Genomic DNA, 16,413 nt, shown 5'->3' with positions numbered 1-16,413 from the left:
GAAACCATGATGGGTCGAGCGCATGAACACGCCCCTTCGCTCCTCGGCCATCGACGGCGCCGCCGCGCTCGACGTGCTCGCCGGCTCGGTCGAGCGCGTCACCTTTCACAGCGCCGAGACGGGCTTCTGCGTCCTCAAGGTCCATGCCCGCGGCCGGCGTGACCTCGTGCCGGTGGTGGGCCATGCCCCCGCCATCGCCGCGGGCGAGTGGCTGACGGCGTCCGGGCGATGGATCACGGACCGCGAGCACGGCCTCCAGTTCCGCGCCGACACGCTGCAAGTGACGCCGCCCACGGGGATCGACGGCATCGAGCGTTACCTCGCTTCGGGTCAGATGCGCGGCATCGGCCCAATGATGGCCAAGCGCATCGTCGCCCGCTTCGGCGAGGCGGTGTTCGAGATCATCGAGGCCGAGCCGGCCCGCCTCACCGAGGTCGAGGGCATCGGTCGCAAGCGCGCCGCCCGCATCGTCAAGGGATGGGCGGAGCAGAAGGCAGTGCGGGAGATCATGATCTTCCTGCACGCCCACGGCGTCGGCACCGCGCGGGCAACCCGCATCTTCCGCACCTACGGCGCAGACTCGCTGAAGGTAATGGCCGAGGATCCCTATCGGCTCGCCCGCGACATCCGCGGGATCGGTTTCCGTACGGCCGATGCCATCGCCCTGCGCCTCGGTCTGGCCCGCGATGCACCGCAGCGGCTCGCCGCCGGTGTCGCCTACGCACTCCAGACGGCGATGGACGAGGGCCACTGCGGCCTGCCCGTCGAGCGGCTGGTGCGCCTCGCCGCCGACCTCCTTGAGGTCGCGCCCGATCTCGTCCGGCTCGCGGCGGCGCTCGTCCTGCGCGAGGGCCGCGAGGTCGTCGCCGATACCCTGCGCGGCGAGCCCTGCCTGTTCCTGAAAGGCCTGCACGGCGCCGAGCGCGCCATCGCCATGCGTCTGGCCGAGCGCGCCGCCGGCCCACCCCCCTGGCCGGCGATCGACTTCGCTCTGGCCAAGCCCTGGGTCGAGGCCAAGACCGGGAAGACCCTCTCCGCCTCGCAGGCCGAGGCGGTCGATCTGGTGCTTCGCTCGAAGCTCTGCGTGCTCACCGGCGGTCCCGGCGTCGGCAAGACCAGCACCCTCGATGCGATCCTGCGCATTCTCACCGCCAAGGGCGTGCGGGTGATGCTCGCCGCCCCCACGGGCCGGGCGGCCAAGCGCATGGCCGAGCAGACCGGGCTGGAGGCCCGCACTCTCCACCGCCTGCTGGAGATCGATCCGCGCAATGGCGGCTTTCAGCGCAACGAGGACAACCCGCTCGATTGCGATCTCCTCGTCATCGACGAGACCTCGATGGTGGACGTGCCGCTGATGCATGCCCTGCTCAAGGCCGTGCCCGAACGTGCCGGCCTGATCCTCGTGGGCGATGTCGATCAGCTTCCGTCGGTCGGGCCCGGACAGGTGCTCGCCGATGTGATCGCCTCGCAGACCGTGCCGGTGGCGCGTCTCACCGAGATTTTCCGCCAGGCGGCGCAGAGCCGGATCGTCGTCAACGCCCACAGCATCAACACCGGACGGATGCCAGCGGCGCCCGCCAAGGGCGAAGAGAGCGACTTCTACCTCGTCAAGATCGAGGACGCGGACGAAGGCGTGGCGACGCTCATCGAACTCGTCACCCGCCGCATCCCCCGCCGCTTCGGCCTCGATGCCACTCGCGATATCCAGGTGTTGACGCCGATGATCCGTGGCTCGCTGGGCAGCCGCAACCTCAACCATGCGCTTCAGCGCGTGTTGAATCCGTCGCCCCCGGCGGAGGTCGAGCGCTTCGGCTGGCGCTTTGCCCCCGGCGACCGGGTGATGGAGACCCGCAACGACTACGATCGCGACGTGTTCAACGGCGACCTCGGCACGGTCAGCGCCATCGATGCGGAGGACGAGGCGCTCGTGGTCGATTTCGACGGTCGTGCGGTGATCTATCCGTTCAACGAACTCGACACGCTGGTACCGGCCTTCGCCACGACGATCCATAAGGCGCAGGGCTCGGAATATCCCGCCGTGGTGATCCCGGTGGTGACGCAGCACCGAACGATGCTCGCGCGCAACCTGCTCTATACCGGCGTCACCCGCGGGCGCCGTCTTGTCGTGCTGGTCGGCCAGCGCCGGGCCCTCGCGATGGCGATCCGCGAAGGCGCCTCGCGGCGGCGCTGGACCAAGCTGCGGGAGTGGCTGGACGCCGCCTGAGGCCGGGCGGTCGGCGTTTTGCCCTCGCCCCGGCCCCGCCGCATCGTGTAGGCAGCGGGCGAAGGGGCGCGTCGTCCGCACGCCCCGCCTTCAGTCCTGATAAACGGCGGTCCGCCATTCCTGAGTCCGAAGACGCGCATCCGGTGCGGCAGGTGTTCTACCTGCCGGGCTTCGATCCCCGCGAACCCGAGACCTATTGGGGTCTGTTCCGCCGCGAGAGCCGCATCACGGCCGAACGGCGCGGCATGGCGATCACGGTCGGCGACCCGGTCCGGTCCGCCGACGGCATCAGCCTCGATTGGGACGTGGAGAGCGAGGCCGAGGGGGAAGCGACGCGGGTGCGCTACAGCCTCCTGCGCTGGGACGACATCGTCCGCGACCGGTTTCCCCGCTCCAACCTGCGCCGGCTCGCGAGCCTGCCGGGCCTGTGGTGGCGGCTATGGCGCTCCGGTTACCTGCGCAAGTTCCAGCGCGAGGCGCGGCGCTTCTATCGGGTGATCGTCAGCGTCCACCAGTTCTATCTGGTCTTCGTTCTTGCGAGCCTCGCGCTCGCCGTCGCGGCAGTGACGCTGACCCCGCTCGCCGCGTTGCCGCCGCTCGCCGGCATGGCCCTTGTCCCGCTGTTCGCCTACGCGATCCTGGCCTTGATCACCCATCTGACTCGGGGAAAGCCGCTCTACGTCACGCATCTTGTCGATGACACCGCCTTCACCCACGATCACGCCTCGGGGCGCGAAACGGCGATGCGCGAGCGCCTGGGCCCCTGGGCGGAGCGCATCCGCGCCGCGGAGGGGCGGGCCTCCGAGATCGTGGTGATCGGCCATTCCTCGTCGAGCTTCCTCGCCTTCGAGTGCCTCGACCGCATCGTGAAGGCCGATCCCGGATTTGGCCGGCGCGGCACGCCGGTGACGCTCGTGACCATCGGCAGCGTCATCCCCTGGCTTACCCTCGACCCGCTGGCCGAGGCGGCGCGGGGCTCCCTCGGCCGGATCGGCCGCGACACAGCAATCGGCTGGCTCGACGTCCGGGCAAGCTGGGACTGGCTCTCGATCCACTTGCGCGATCCGGTCAGCGCGTCGGGCCTGCCCGCGCCGCCCCCCGGCCGCTTCGCGGTGATGCGCGTCGAGATCGAGGATCTGATTGAGCCGGCTCTCGTGGCGCGGCGGCGCTGGAACCTGTTCCACATGCATTTCCAGCTCCTGATGTCGAGCCGGGAGCGACAAGCCTTCGATTACGTCGCCTTCGTCGCCGGGCCGGAGCCCGTCCATGCGGCGGTGGAGCGGTGCCGGACGCAGCGGCCCGTGACGGTTGGCGCCGAAATTACGTAGGGAAAAGGGGCACACGGCTTGTGCGCAATCCGACCATGGCGGTGCGCGCCCTTTGCAGCCGGTACTGATCCGCTCTAGAGCGATGCGCAAAGTCATTTTCGTCGCAGCGAGCCCATTCGGCTTGCCATCGACCGGTTCCCGTTGAGGGATCGGATCGATCTGCGGCAACGGTTTGGGACAGGGCCTTCGGATGTTTCGCAACGATGTTCCGATCACACCCGAGCTGGTGCGCCAGCACGGCCTGACACCCGACGAGTACGAGCGCTTCCGCGCCCTCGTCGGCCGCGAGCCGACGCTGACCGAACTCGGCATCGTCTCGGCGATGTGGAACGAGCACTGCTCGTACAAGTCCTCGCGCAAGCACCTGCGCGGCCTGCCGACCTCGGGTCCGCACGTGATCCAGGGGCCGGGCGAGAATGCCGGCGTGATCGATATCGGCGACGGTCTGGCCTGCGTCTTCAAGATGGAGAGCCACAACCACCCGAGCTTCATCGAGCCCTATCAGGGCGCGGCGACGGGCGTCGGCGGCATCCTGCGCGACGTCTTCACCATGGGCGCGCGGCCGATCGCGGCGCTCAACGCGCTCCGCTTCGGCTCGCCGGACCATCCCCGCACCCGCCACCTCGTCTCCGGTGTCGTGGCGGGCGTGGGCGGCTACGGCAATTCCTTCGGCGTGCCGACGGTGGGCGGCCTCGTCGGCTTCCACCGGCGCTATGACGGCAACATCCTCGTCAACGCCATGGCGGTGGGCCTCGCCCGCACCGACGCGATCTTCTACGCGGCCGCCACGGGCATCGGAAACCCGATCGTCTATCTCGGCTCGAAGACCGGCCGCGACGGCATCCACGGCGCGACCATGGCCTCGGCCGAGTTCGACGAGTCGAGCGAGTCGAAGCGCCCGACCGTGCAGGTCGGGGATCCCTTCGCCGAGAAGCTCCTGCTCGAAGCCTGTCTCGAACTGATGGCGTCCGGCGCTGTCATCGCGATTCAGGACATGGGAGCCGCCGGCCTCACCTGTTCGGCGGTCGAGATGGGCGCCAAGGGCGATCTCGGCGTGGAGCTGCATCTCGAAAAGGTGCCGACCCGCGAAGAGGGCATGACCCCCTACGAGATGATGCTCTCGGAGAGCCAGGAGCGCATGCTCATGGTGCTCAAGCCCGGCATGGAAGCCGAGGCGCAGGCGATCTTCGTGAAATGGGGCCTCGATTTCGCGGTCATCGGCCATACCACCGATACGCTGCGCTTCGTCATCAAGCATAACGGCGAGACCGTCGCCGATCTGCCGATCAAAGAACTCGGCGACGAGGCGCCGCTCTACGACCGGCCGCACATCGCCAACACGCATCAACCCGTCATCGCCGCCGCGAGCGTCGAGGCGAGCGTGCCGAACGCGGAGGCGCTCAAGCGCCTGGTCGGCTCGCCCGAACTCGCCTCGAAGCGCTGGGTCTACGAGCAGTACGACCACTTCATTCTCGGCAACACCGTGCAGAAGCCCGGCGGCGACGCGGCCATCGTGCGCGTCGAAGACGGGCCGAAGGGTCTGGCGATCTCCACCGACGTGACGCCGCGCTACTGCGAGGCCGATCCGGTCGAGGGCGGACGCCAAGCGGTCGCCGAAGCGTGGCGCAACATCACGGCCGTCGGCGCGCGCCCGCTCGCGATCACCGACAACCTCAACTTCGGAAACCCGGAGAAGCCCGAGGTGATGGGCCAGCTCGTCGGCTGCCTGAAGGGCATCGGCGAAGCCTGCCTCGCCCTCGACTTCCCCGTCGTGTCCGGCAACGTCTCGCTCTACAACGAGACCAACGGCGTCGGCATCCTCCCGACCCCGACCATCGGCGGCGTCGGCGTCATTGATGATGTCGAGCGCCATGCCACGGTCGCGCTCAAGCGCGAGGGCGACGTGCTGGTGCTGATCGGGCGCACCGAGGGCTGGCTCGGCCAGTCGCTCTACCTGTCCGAGATCGCGGGCCGCGAAGAGGGTGCGCCGCCGCCGGTCGATCTGGCGATCGAGCGCCGCAACGGCGATTTCGTCCGCAGCCTCATCGTCTCCGGGATCGCCGACACGGTGCACGACCTCTCCGATGGCGGTCTCGCCGTGGCCTTGGCCGAGATGGCGATGGCCGGCGGCCTCGGGGCCGCCCTGCCGGCGGCGCCGGAGGGCGTGCCGGTCCATGCCTACCTGTTCGGCGAGGATCAGGGCCGTTACCTGATCGCCGTGCCGGCGGAGGCCGCGACCGACCTCCTCTACAGTGCCTCGGCGCAGGGCATCGATGCCTCGACCGTCGGCATCGTCACGGGCGACAGCTTGGTGCTGCCGGGCGAAGAGACCATATCCGTGGCCGAGCTGAAGGCCGCGCATGAAGGCTGGTTCCCCGCCTATATGGCGAGCCAGCCGGCCGCACCTGCGGCGTAACGAGACGAAAGCGAGCGGAGAGCCCCCATGCCGATGGATGCGCGCGAGATCGAGTCGATGATCCGCGAGGCGCTGCCCGACGCCCGAATCGAGATCAAGGATCTGGCGGGCGATGGCGACCACTACGCGGCGACCGTCATCTCCGCCGCCTTCAAGGGCAAGACCCGCGTCGCCCAGCATCAGATGGTCTACGGCGCGCTTCAGGGACGGATGGGGGGCGTGCTCCACGCGCTTGCGCTCACCACGGGTGTCCCGCAGGATTGAGCCGACCTTGAAATGTGACGGTCAGTTCTGATTTCACACCTGACCGCGACGAAGCGACAACGAGGACCGTGCGATGACCGACGTCAACTCCACCATCAAGAACGAGATCGATTCGCAGGACGTGGTCGTGTTCATGAAGGGCACGCCGCAATTCCCGATGTGCGGCTTCTCCGGCCAGGTCGTCCAGATCCTCAATTACCTCGGTGTGCCGTTCAAGGGCGTGAACGTCCTCGACGATATGGCCGTGCGCGAGGGCATCAAGGCCTTTTCGAGCTGGCCGACGATCCCGCAGATCTATGTGAAGGGCGAATTCGTCGGCGGCTGCGATATCGCCCGTGAGATGTTCCAGTCGGGCGAGCTGCAGCAGTTCCTGTCCGAGAAGGGCGTGCCGGTGAAGAGCGCCGCCTGAGCCGCGCCCTTTTTCGGAAACTCTACCGCGATCACGAGGCTTGATCCCCGGCGGTTTGCCGGGAGATCAGCATGCATGACGTCATCATCGTGGGCGGCGGCCCGGCCGGGCTGAACGCCGCCCTGATCCTCGGCCGGGCCCGCCGCACGGTTCTGCTCTGCGATGCGAGCCAGCCGCGCAACGCCGCAACGCCCCGCACCTGGGGCCTGTTCACCCGCGACGGCACCCCGCCCTTCGATTTGCGGGCCCAGGGCCGGTCCGATCTCGACCGCTACGAGACCGTCGAGTGCCGCGACGTCGCGGTGACGGAAGCCGCCCGGGACGCCGATGGCTTCACCATCCTACAGGCCGACGGCACTCGTGAGCGGGCGCGCCGCCTGATCCTCGCGACCGGCCTCGCGCAGGACATTCCCGAGATCGAGGGCTTCGACACCTATTGGGGCACGGGGGTGCATTCCTGCCCCTATTGCGACGGCTTCGAGGTTCGCGACCGTCCGCTCGTCGTCTACGGTCGCGGGCACGGCGGCTGCGGGCTGGCGCTGGAACTGACCGGCTGGAGCCAGGACGTCACCCTCTGCACGAGCGGTCACGACGGTGATCTGTCCGACAAGGATCGTGACCGGCTCGCCCGCAACGGCGTGCGGGTGATCGAGGCAGAGATCGAACGGCTGGAAGGGGACGGATCGCGGCCCACCTGCCTCCGCTTTCGCGACGGAAGCCAAACCCCCTGCGCGGCCCTGTTCCTGATGCCGTTCACCTGCAGCCCCTCCCCGCTCATCACCCAGCTCGGCTGCGAACTCGACGAGACCCGCAGCGTGGTTCCGACCCGCGAATACGAGAAGACCAATGTGCCCGGTCTCTACGTCGCGGGTGATGCGTCGCGCCGCGTGCAATTCGCCGTCGTAGCCGCCGCGGAGGGCGCGATGGCCGCGTTTGCCATCAACGCCGAGTTCGTTGCGGAAGAGACGCAGTAGAGCTGCGGGATTCGAATTGGCCTTCACCCGATGAAGGAAAGAGCGCGGGCGCGGCGCGTTGATCGAGGCGGGGTGTCGAAGCCCCCACCCTTCAGCGTCCCGGAGCCTCGATGACCCCACCCGTCCATCCCCACGCGCCGCGCGTTGCGGTCGCCTGCGGCTGCAGCCTCGGCGAGGAGGTCGTCTGGGATGCCCGCGATGGGTCGTTGCTATGGGTCGATATCGAGAACCCAGCGATCTGGCGGCACTGGCCCGCGACGGACGAGACGGTGCGTATCGCGCTCGACGAGAAGATCGGCTTCGCCGTTCTGACGCCGGATCCGGATCGCGTCGTCGCGGGGTTCAAGTCCGGTGTCGCCGCCCTGAGGCTCTCGGACGGATCACGGACGCCGCTCGTGCGTCCGGACGAATGCCCCGCCGGCAACCGGCTCAACAGCGGCAATGCCGGGCCGGATGGCTGGCTCTATTTCGGCAGCATGGACGACGCGGAGGAAGCGCAGACCGGCGGTTTCCACCGTTGGGACGGAGCGAAGGTCGAGACGTTCGGCCCCCGTGCCGCCGTCACCAACGGTCCGGTCGTCAGCCCCGACGGACGGCGCGTCTACACGATCGATACGGCGAACGGCATCGTGCGGGTCCACGCTCTCGATGACGGGCGGATCGACGAAGGGAAGCCGTTGATCCGTTTCGAAGAGGGCTGGGGCAAGCCGGACGGCCTGACGCTCGATGCCGAAGGTCACCTCTGGATCTGCCATTACGGGGCGGGCCGCATCACCCGCTTCGATCCGGAGGGCCGCGTCGAATATGTCGTGCCGATGCCGACGCCGCTTGTCACCAAATGCGCTTTCGGCGGTGACGACCTCTCGACGCTCTATGTCACGACCTGTCTTCGCGGTCGCGATCCGACGCTCGAGCCGATGGCGGGCCACCTCTACAAGGTCGAAACGGGCTTTCGAGGCATTCCGGCAAATCTTTTGGCGCTGCCGCAAACCTGAGTTGTACGACTATTGCCGCCATGGCGTGCGACTTCGCACCGCAGTAAGTTCTGCTGCGGCGCAAATATGAAGACACGGTGAAGATCGAAGAACTGGCGGAACTTATCCCCGTTTTGTTGGTTCTCCACACACGGTCGAGCTTTCGCTCGTAAACCGCGTGCCCTCACCGAGGGTGGGAGCGGGTCATGCCAGTCTTCGATGCGAAGTATCTGACCGAGCACGGCGAGAGCGAAACGATTCTCGCCATGATCCTGCGCCCGACCCCGAAGGCTCGGGAAGAGGCGCGCGAGCGCGGCCGGATGCGCATCGAGCGAGCGTCCATGCTGGCGGAGCTGGCACCGGCCGTGCCGGGCACCACACTCGCTTCACTCAAGCGCGCCGACATCCTGCCGGTGACCTGACAGCCCGTTCGCTGAGCTACCACGCCTGGGGCGTGATGACGCCCTGGCGCGTGACCACGACCCACTGCCGACCCCGGCGCTCGATCGCCTCGACCCGGCCGAGTCCGGGCACCGCATCGCCCCGCCCGACTTCGACGAGCTGACGGCGACGGTCTTCGAGGACCGCGACGCCGTCATAGACGTCGCGCAGCGCCCAGCCTTCGACCGTGTTGGTCTTCGGTTTGTCGGGCAGGCTTCCGGTCTGGATCGGCTCCGGCGCACGCGTCTCGAGCTTCGGCTCGGATTTGACCGGAGCGACAGCCGCCGCCGGTTGCAGCTTCTTCTCCCACTGGGCGATGGCGCTCGTTATGCGCTCACCCTGATCGCGCTCGACGCGGACCACCGTGTCGGACAGGTTCGCCAGGCGCTTGTCGAGGGCTTGCTCGGTGCGGCCGAGCCGGTCTGTCAGGCTGTGGCCGAGCGCCTTGGTCTCACCGCGCGCCGCTTCGTTCGCCTCGCGCAGGGCCGTCACCGTGCGAGCGAGCCGGTCGATCTCCTGTGCGAAACGAGCCGCGTCCGAGCGCCCGGCCGACAGCTCGGCCTGAACCTGCGCCAGCTCCGCGCCGGATCGCTCTTGAGGGGCTGCCACCAAGCCGAGGCACACGCCGCCGACCAAGGCAGCCACGCTCGCCGCGGCCAGCCGGCCGTTCGCACCGAGGCGGAACGAGTTGCGGGTCGACGTGGCCTTGGGCGCCACGGCGCTTGCACCGACATTCGCGCCACCGGCAACCGCCTGCTTCAGCATCTCGACCGGCGAGAGCTGCGGCTTGCCGGTTGCACCTTTGCCCGCTTCGATCGTATCCGACATGGAATAGGCTTTCCAATGATGAGGTCGGCCGACCTCGAAACGGTGATCCACGAGGGGCACCGGCCGGACAGCGACCGGCTTCGTTCAGACTTCGCCACCCGCTCGGCATGCTTCCGTGCGAAGCACACCGATGAATACGAAACGCGGCGGCAGCACCCGCTCGAACCAAACCCCGACAGACCTTCAGGATTTCGGTTAACGATGTTTCTTTACCGAAAGGTTACCGTCGCGGATTCGCGTAAGCTTCGAGCGGGCTTCTTTCGCCTGTTGAGAACTGGTCCAGCGCCGTCGGGCCCATGCGGATCGCAGCGGCCCTCATCTCTCGTAGACAGACTTTTCGGACAGCGTTGAATACGGGTTCATCCGCCCGTCCGTTGCAGGATGAAAATCCTCATTAGCCGCTTTGCCGCTGCTACAGCGAATGTCTCTGCATCCGCCGCAAGACGTTCAAGCAATCGTTGTGATGAATTGCCTTTGTCCTGCCTGGATAGTGCGAATTCTCAGAATTTTAGTTCTGAAAAACTGCGCTCTTGGATTTCGAGTGAGATGATAACGGTGCAAATCAATTTTGCGCACGGTCTTGTGGCGACCGCTGATTGGGGACGCGTCGATCCGAATTCAGCCTTTCTTAATGCGGCCACGGGATCGTTGAACGAACGTAAGGATCGTCTTCAATGCGTAAAATCGTTGCGACCATCGCGCTTTGCGCTGCCGTGATGCCCATCACCGGCGCCGCGCAAGCACAGGAGCTGTCGCCCTTCACGGCGCGGTCCGACACGACGATGCAGGACATTGAGAACGGTGCCCTGCGCAACACGATGAGTCGCGTCCCCGCCAGCCTCGACGCTCCGACCGGCAGCGGCATGCAGGGCAACGTCTTCTACGGCGTGCAGAATGGGCAGTACAACAGCATCGACGCGACGCAGACCGGTACGGGCAACCTCATCCGCGTGACGCAGACCGGCAACGCGAATGCCGCGGTCATCGCGCAGTCCGGCTCGTTCAACCAGATCATTCTGAGACAGGGCCGCTGAGACCGGATTCCTCGCCGCGAGCGGATCGCTCGCGGCGCCTCCTGAGGGGCGCCCCAGGGCGGGGCGTGGACGGTCAATCAATAACGGCTGTAGTTCAAACATTGCGCGCCGGGGGTGAGCAGGGCGGCACAGGGGCCGCTCGCTCCGCCCGACGATCGCAGAATACCGCCGGCCGCGGCGCGGAGCTGCGCGGTGGAGAGCGGTGCGTTCGCGCCGCCCGTCGCTCCCGTGGCTTTCTTCCCCTCGGCTGATGCCTCCGGGCGATTCGATATCCGGACCGCGGCAAAATCCGCCGTCGGGCCGAACGGGGAAAGCGGCGCCGCAAAGGACGCAATCTGGAGCGGCAAGCCGGTGCCGGACGGACGATAGGCCTCCGTCCAAGCCGGCGTGTTCACGCCGGTGATGTTGGCAACGTAGTCCACCGTCTCTTTGGGCAGGTCCAGGCGGCCACTCAGCCAAGCATCGACCCGACCGGGTCCGGCATTGTAGGCCGCCGCCGCCAAGGCCCAATTCCCGTATCGTGACCGCAGATCGCGCAGAAGCTCGGCGGCCTTCGGAATCGCCTGAGCCGGATCGAAGGGATCGCCGAGGCCGCGCTCGGCCGCCGTCGCCGGCATGAACTGCGCGATGCCGAGCGCGCCCTTCGGGCTCACGGCCATCGGGTTCAACCCGCTCTCTCGCTTCAGCAGCCGCAGGAGGAAGTCGGACGGGACGCCGGCGCTGATGGCCGCTTGGGCAATGAGCGTGGAGATCGCGGAAACCTGCACTTCCGGCGCGACCCTCTGGACGATCGCGAGGGACGCCGTGGCCGGAGGTTCGATCACTGCCGCGACCTGCACCGTAGCCGTCAAATCCAGAACCGGAAGGCGGCCACGCACATCGGCCTGCGCCTGCGACGTGATCAGGATGGCCGCGACGAGGGCCGACCCCACCCGGTGATGTCTGTCAGACATCGTCTCAGTTCTTCGCGACCACGACGGCTTCCTGAACCACCTCGGCGTTCGCGCTTGCCGCCGGGAGCGGCTTGTCGCGCTCGATGTATTCCTGAAGCAGGCGCTGCCCGATATCGGGATTGCGGAACTTCCACAGACCCTTGCGCGCGCCCTCCATCAGGGTCGAGTAGACCGCCAACTCGATCGACTCTCGGACGGCGAACTGCGTCGGCTCGTTGCGCGTGACGCCGGCATCGAGCTCAAACAGCTTGTTGACCGCAACGTAGCGGAACGTGTTCGTGTTGAGGCCGATCGAATAGATCGTCTTCGTCGTCGTGACGCTGGTGAGCACTTCGCCCGATTGGACGGAGACGATGCGCATGCCGACCGTCACCACGTCGCGCCGGTATCGAATGTCGCCGCCGATGCCGAGATAGCGGGCACCGATGCCGCCCGTCACGAAGTTGGCGTCATAGGCGAGGATGCCGCCCTCGACGAGCAGGCCGGCGAAGCGGATCGGCGGCAGCGGCTTGGCCTGGTCCTGATCGAACTCCTGGCGGGTCGCGCGGATGAGCTGCCGCTCTTGCAGGATGTTGGCGAGGCTGCCGCGCTCCACGACCCTGAACCAGCGCCCTCCGCCGGTGCGGCGCAGCGCATCCACGAGAAAGGCGGCGCCGCCCTGCGTCACGGCGCGGGAGAACTCGGCGAAGTTGTCGCTGGGCTTGTTCTGGCCCGTCAGGTCGGGAAAGCTATAGACGGCTAGATCAACGGCCTTCACCGGCGGCGGCAGCAATTCGAGATTCAAGCCCGTCGGCGACGTTTCCGTCACGGTCGGTGCCTCGTTGAGAGGCTCACCGCCGCCCAAGGACACGCAGCCGCCCAAGCTGAGCGCCGCCCCAAGAAGACCACCGACGGCAAGGCGCCGGATCGAGAGTTTTTCAGCCCACATAAGGATCAAGAATCCCGACCATGACCGGGTTGCTTGGCGCAACCTTCGGATTATCGTGGCGCAAACACCGCATCCATCGCGCGCGAGCAATCTCAACGCTGTTGAGGAGGCGATAAAATGAATTGCAATAAGTTTTAAGGACCGGCGGGCACCACGACTTCAGTGCTAGTCTGACCATCGTTAATGATCACCCGCACATTCGGGCCGACGCGTGTAAAATCGATTGTTGTTCCCTGAAAAACGAACTGTCCGCTCGGCTGTGCATTCTCACCGAAGATTGCACGCGTGATCTGATTGGCGAGGGAGCTGAAGAGCTGTGACTGCAACTGCTGAGCAAAGATCTGCCCCTGTGTCAGCCCCTGGCCCCCGCGGCCTGTCTGGCTGCTCTGAATTTCGTTCAGGCGCTGTTCGCGCGCCTGCGGGAGGTTCTGCGCGGCGGCGCCGCTCTGCAACCAGCCGCCGTTGAGCGGGCTGCCGCCGAAAGCGGGGTTCACCGGCTGGTAGATGAGATTACCCGCCAGGACCGGGCCAGCCGAGAGCACCAGCAGAGCACTTGCCGCCAGGACATTCGTCTTCATGGGGGAGTCTCACCTTCTCACGCTCTCTGCGTCGCCACCCTCAGCGGGTGCGGACCTGCAGGATGTTGATGCTCTTGGCGACGCCGGCTTGGCTCACATCGGCCGAAAGACCGTTGCCGACCTGATTGAGGACGACGTTGGCGGCGCCCGGGACGGAGCCTGTCGCGCTGTTGTTGTTGCCGTCCTGCCGGACTTGCAGGCTTACGCCCGCCGGCGTGCTCACGCCCGCGGGCCCGTTGACGCTCAGGTCGGCTTGGTTGCCGCTGCCATTCTGCTGGAGGTCGAAGCGGATACCGGAGCCGGTCAAGACGCCCTGCCCGACGTTGTTCGTGCCTTGCTGGGTAATCGCGGCCGCGTTGCCGTCGCCGAAGATCTGGATCGCCGCCGCGTTGCCGGTGCCGCCCTGCCGGATGTCGGTCCGGTTGTTGGCGCCGACCTGCAGGTTGGTCGCGGTCTGCCCGCCGGGGGCAGCGGCGCCATTTAGCCCGAGGATCCGGATCGGAAGCGAAACCGAACCGATCGTTGCGTATTCGACGGCGACTTCGGTCGCGATCGGCTGTCCGCCGGATATGCGCGCGACGCCGGTCTGCTGAGCCTCGGCGGCGGATGACAAAAGCCCAAGAGCCATAACACAAGCCGTCAAAGGAAGACGGGGTAATCTATGGATGGTGCTGGTCATATTGCTGTGCCGTCCATTCATAGCTCGGTTGCGGCCGCATCTGCCTCTTCTTTATTGAAGGCAGTTACAGTTTAATTGTTAGATAAGCTTCTAGATTAAGATTGCGCTAAGACGATCATTGTCGTCGCCACGGTTCATTTGTCATTGTGAGATGCGTGGATTGAAGTCAACGCGAAACCCCGCCCGCATCCTGATTCGCATCCGTTCCGGCGGGACGGCGTGACCCAAGCGCCACAGCGCGTCAGGCTGGGCCGGCCCTCGGCCGTGCGTCGGCGTTCGAGGGGCGGGTGCGATTGAGCCGTCATGTCAGAGGGGTTCGGGTGCATCCGGCCCCTCACGCTCGCAGGTATATTCAGCGTTGCCGACGCGGACGAGCAGGCGGGCGCGATAACGCCCGTGCGGTTCGATCGACAGGCGCAATCCCTGAATTCTCACGGCGGCCCCCTGAGCGACGGAAAAGTCCGATTGCTGGCTGACCTGTGCGCTGCCGGAGGATCCTTGCTTCAGGACCAGCAGGCGGTAATGGCCGGACTGCGCCGCATCCGAGCGAATCTCGGCGTCGATCTGGATTTGCGAGCCTTGGCGCAGCTCGGTCACGGAACAGGTGATGGGCAGAGGTGGGAGGTCGCCGGTCATGCGGATGCGGTGCCTCGCTGTTGCGCTTGAGCGGCTGCCGCCGTCGCGATTCGCTTACCGACCTTCAGCGACCTGAGCCCGGAAGCGGCACGGAAGACTACCGCAAGGCATCCCTGGACGCGCGGCTCGTTCGGTCCTCGACTTGGACGAGACCCGGATCCGGCGACCGACAGGAGTCGATGCCTGAACGGGAAAAGCCACCGGCCTGATGGACACAGGTCGATGGCTGTCGCCGGTGAAGCGGCGTGGTCACCCTCGTTGCGAGGAGGACCACGCCCTTCGATGGCGTGTCGCGGGTTAGCGGCGGCCCTGGGTGATGGTCGCCATGTTGCCGTTGCCGAGCTGCGCGCTCAGGATCATGTTGCTCGTGCCCGTGTTCTGCGTAGCATTCACGGTGTTGCTGTTGCCGAGCTGGAAGCTGGTGATCGTGCTCCAGCTGGCGTTGTTCTGCGTCAGGTTCGCAGTGTTGAAATCGCCGGTCTGCGTGCTCACGATCGTGTTGAGCGAGCCGCCGATCTGATTGGCGAGCAGGACGTTCGCCTCGCCCGTCTGGATGCCGGTGATGGTGCTGGCACCCGCACGGTTCTGCTGGAGGCTCGCCGAGTTGTTGTTGTTGTTCTGGAGCAGGGTGATGCCGGAGCCGAACGATCCCGTCTGAGTGATGTTGGCGTCGTTGCCCGTTCCGGCCTGGGTCACATTGATCTGTGCCCCATCCGAACCCGCCTGCCTCACGAACAGCAGGTTGTTATCGAGGCCCTGGTTCGCAAAGATATCGCTGTTCGCCGAGCCGGTCTGGATCGTGGCGGCGCGGTTCCCAACGCCGATCTGCGCGAGGTAGGTCGAAGATCCGACGTTCCGGTCCTGCTGGACCGAAGCAACATGGGACAGACCGGCCTGGAAGATGGAGCCGGTGGTGCCCGTCGAACGCGACTGGGTGGCGTTAGCGATGTTGAGGGCGCCGAACTGACCGACATACAGCGTGGAGTTATTCGCGTTCGACTGCGTAGCCAATGCCGTATTCGCGACGGCGGCCTGCTCGATCACGATTTTCGAGTCGTTTCGCGTGTTGTCCATCTGCTCAGCAGTGGCGCTTTGAAGAAGGCCGGTCTGCGTAACTTTGATCTGCGAGTCGCTCGTGCGGTTCTGGGTCGTGACGGCGACGTGCCGGGTGAAGCCGCCCACAAAACCGCCGCTCTGGTTGACCGTCGCGGTGGCATTTTCGCCGCCGATCTGTTCGCTGCTGGCGTAGTTGCCGTTATTGGTCTGCGTCAGGTCGATTTTGTTACTGTTGCCACGCTCCTGGACGGTCGAGAACGCGTTCCGGTTACCTCTTTGCACGACGAGGAGGTCGTTGCCGGTGCCTGATTGGGTGCCCGTAGCGCCAAGACGGTTATCACCGTTCCAGTCGCCGAGCTGTTGGACGTTAACTGCGCCGCCGGTGCCGGTCTGCGTCAGGTCGAGGACGTTGTTGCGGCCTGCCTGCGTCAGCGTCGCGTCGTTGAAGCCTTGGGCGAGGGTGGGAGCAGCGGTCAGGAGGGCGAGCGTGCTGATCGCGGCGAACGTAAGCTTCTTCATGATTGATCCCCTGCGTGTCGAATTCAGTCATCCCGCAGGCGCTCGCCCGGTCTTTACCGACTGTTGACCAGTCTGCCGGTGGGGGCGGCTGCTTCGTGCCGTTGTTAACGAGGAGTTAAATACGAGAGGCCGTGGGCAGCCGCATCATTCATTTGAAGGATAAATTGCGGTT

General features: G+C 66.3%; 16 protein-coding genes. 9 read left to right on the top strand and 7 right to left on the bottom strand.

What is annotated here, in order from left to right:
• The first annotated feature begins 22 nt into the window (after window positions 1-22).
• The 8 genes from recD2 (at window position 23) to ASF53_RS08865 (ending at window position 9,011) form a co-directional block, all read left to right on the top strand.
• The gene (recD2, locus tag ASF53_RS08900) at window positions 23-2,224 is read left to right on the top strand and encodes an SF1B family DNA helicase RecD2 (protein WP_056197095.1); all 2,202 of its coding nucleotides are present in this window, start codon (window positions 23-25) and stop codon (window positions 2,222-2,224) included.
• Between the two features lie 143 nt (window positions 2,225-2,367).
• Window positions 2,368-3,552, top strand: coding sequence for a hypothetical protein (locus tag ASF53_RS08895; RefSeq protein ID WP_056197094.1), 1,185 nt, complete (start codon window positions 2,368-2,370; stop codon window positions 3,550-3,552).
• Between the two features lie 190 nt (window positions 3,553-3,742).
• Window positions 3,743-5,968 carry a phosphoribosylformylglycinamidine synthase subunit PurL gene (gene purL, locus ASF53_RS08890; RefSeq protein WP_056197092.1) on the top strand — a complete coding sequence of 742 codons (2,226 nt, stop codon included), beginning with the start codon at window positions 3,743-3,745 and terminating at the stop codon, window positions 5,966-5,968.
• Window positions 5,969-5,995: 27 nt separating this feature from the next.
• Complete coding sequence (locus ASF53_RS08885) at window positions 5,996-6,232, top strand: BolA family protein (RefSeq protein ID WP_056197090.1); 237 nt, start codon at window positions 5,996-5,998, stop codon at window positions 6,230-6,232.
• A 73-nt stretch (window positions 6,233-6,305) separates the two neighbouring features.
• Window positions 6,306-6,641 (top strand): Grx4 family monothiol glutaredoxin, encoded by a 336-nt coding sequence (gene grxD, locus ASF53_RS08880; RefSeq protein ID WP_056197087.1) that lies wholly within the window; start codon window positions 6,306-6,308, stop codon window positions 6,639-6,641.
• A 71-nt stretch (window positions 6,642-6,712) separates the two neighbouring features.
• Window positions 6,713-7,615 carry an NAD(P)/FAD-dependent oxidoreductase gene (locus ASF53_RS08875; protein WP_056197085.1) on the top strand — a complete coding sequence of 301 codons (903 nt, stop codon included), beginning with the start codon at window positions 6,713-6,715 and terminating at the stop codon, window positions 7,613-7,615.
• A gap of 110 nt (window positions 7,616-7,725) precedes the next feature.
• Window positions 7,726-8,610, top strand: a complete 885-nt coding sequence (locus ASF53_RS08870; RefSeq protein ID WP_056197083.1) for an SMP-30/gluconolactonase/LRE family protein — start codon at window positions 7,726-7,728, stop codon at window positions 8,608-8,610.
• A 185-nt stretch (window positions 8,611-8,795) separates the two neighbouring features.
• Complete coding sequence (locus ASF53_RS08865; RefSeq protein ID WP_056197081.1) at window positions 8,796-9,011, top strand: hypothetical protein; 216 nt, start codon at window positions 8,796-8,798, stop codon at window positions 9,009-9,011.
• A 16-nt stretch (window positions 9,012-9,027) separates the two neighbouring features.
• Here the strand turns inward: ASF53_RS08865 and ASF53_RS08860 are convergent, their stop codons facing one another.
• On the bottom strand, window positions 9,028-9,858 hold the full coding sequence (locus tag ASF53_RS08860) for a hypothetical protein (protein ID WP_056197079.1): 831 nt from the start codon (window positions 9,856-9,858) through the stop codon (window positions 9,028-9,030).
• 674 nt (window positions 9,859-10,532) lie between these two features.
• Here ASF53_RS08860 and ASF53_RS08855 point away from each other — a divergent pair.
• Window positions 10,533-10,892 (top strand): curlin repeat-containing protein, encoded by a 360-nt coding sequence (locus ASF53_RS08855; RefSeq protein ID WP_056197077.1) that lies wholly within the window; start codon window positions 10,533-10,535, stop codon window positions 10,890-10,892.
• Window positions 10,893-10,969: 77 nt separating this feature from the next.
• Here the strand turns inward: ASF53_RS08855 and ASF53_RS08850 are convergent, their stop codons facing one another.
• The 6 genes from ASF53_RS08850 to ASF53_RS08825 all read right to left on the bottom strand — a co-directional run bounded on the left by ASF53_RS08850 (window position 10,970) and on the right by ASF53_RS08825 (window position 16,241).
• Window positions 10,970-11,824 carry a lytic transglycosylase domain-containing protein gene (locus tag ASF53_RS08850; RefSeq protein WP_056197075.1) on the bottom strand — a complete coding sequence of 285 codons (855 nt, stop codon included), beginning with the start codon at window positions 11,822-11,824 and terminating at the stop codon, window positions 10,970-10,972.
• Window positions 11,825-11,849: 25 nt separating this feature from the next.
• Window positions 11,850-12,773 carry a CsgG/HfaB family protein gene (locus ASF53_RS08845; protein WP_056197073.1) on the bottom strand — a complete coding sequence of 308 codons (924 nt, stop codon included), beginning with the start codon at window positions 12,771-12,773 and terminating at the stop codon, window positions 11,850-11,852.
• Window positions 12,774-12,907: 134 nt separating this feature from the next.
• Complete coding sequence (locus ASF53_RS08840) at window positions 12,908-13,351, bottom strand: curli production assembly/transport component CsgF (protein ID WP_056197071.1); 444 nt, start codon at window positions 13,349-13,351, stop codon at window positions 12,908-12,910.
• Window positions 13,352-13,391: 40 nt separating this feature from the next.
• Window positions 13,392-14,030, bottom strand: coding sequence for a hypothetical protein (locus tag ASF53_RS08835; RefSeq protein ID WP_162242222.1), 639 nt, complete (start codon window positions 14,028-14,030; stop codon window positions 13,392-13,394).
• A gap of 306 nt (window positions 14,031-14,336) precedes the next feature.
• Window positions 14,337-14,666: a curli-like amyloid fiber formation chaperone CsgH gene (gene csgH, locus ASF53_RS08830; protein ID WP_056197066.1), complete on the bottom strand. Its 330-nt coding sequence runs from the start codon at window positions 14,664-14,666 to the stop codon at window positions 14,337-14,339.
• Between the two features lie 297 nt (window positions 14,667-14,963).
• Window positions 14,964-16,241 carry a hypothetical protein gene (locus ASF53_RS08825; protein ID WP_056197064.1) on the bottom strand — a complete coding sequence of 426 codons (1,278 nt, stop codon included), beginning with the start codon at window positions 16,239-16,241 and terminating at the stop codon, window positions 14,964-14,966.
• Window positions 16,242-16,413: the final 172 nt, after the last annotated feature.

This window comes from Methylobacterium sp. Leaf123 (assembly GCF_001423405.1).
In the GTDB taxonomy this organism is placed as follows: Bacteria; Pseudomonadota; Alphaproteobacteria; order Rhizobiales; family Beijerinckiaceae; genus Methylobacterium.
Note: the sequence above shows the minus strand (reverse complement) of the source record. Positions and strands in the feature narration are given on the sequence as shown.